General features: G+C 43.4%; 1 protein-coding gene. It reads right to left on the bottom strand.

Annotated features, from left to right (window positions below):
- Positions 1-525: reverse transcriptase domain-containing protein (locus B5F78_RS16695; RefSeq protein ID WP_241148279.1), on the bottom strand; the 525-nt coding region annotated here is incomplete at both ends.

Raw genomic sequence — 525 nt, 5'->3', positions numbered from 1 at the left:
GATTCGTCAGTTCTTTGAGTCTTGATTTCATCTTGGATTTGGACTTCGGATGTACTGTGAGGCGGCATTTGCCTTTCATTACATAAAAGGAGTAGCCGAGATACTTAACTCCTTGGACATACGACACTACAGTCTTTTCCTTGTTGACTTTGAGATATAAAGTTCCCTCTATATATCGGGTTATGGACTCCTTGACTCTTCTTGCCGCCCTTTTGGACTTACAGAATATCATCGAGTCATCGGCATAGCGAACAAAAGGAAGCCCTCTGCGTTCGAGTTCATTGTCCAATTCATTGAGCATAATATTGCTCAGCAATGGACTTAGTGGTCCTCCTTGGGGAGTCCCCTCCTCGCTCGTTTCGAAAAGACCTTTGTTCATTACACCGCTTCGGAGATATTTGTGTATTAGACTGACAACTCTGCCGTCTTTAATAGTACGGCTGAGGATTTCTATGAGTTTGCTATGATTCACGGTATCAAAGAAGCGCTCGAGGTCAAGGTCTACTACATATATGTAGCCTGCAT

It is taken from the genome of Bacteroides sp. An279 (genome assembly GCF_002159615.1).
Classification (GTDB): Bacteria; Bacteroidota; Bacteroidia; order Bacteroidales; family Bacteroidaceae; genus Phocaeicola; species Phocaeicola intestinalis.
This window is presented reverse-complemented; position numbering and strand designations above follow the sequence as displayed.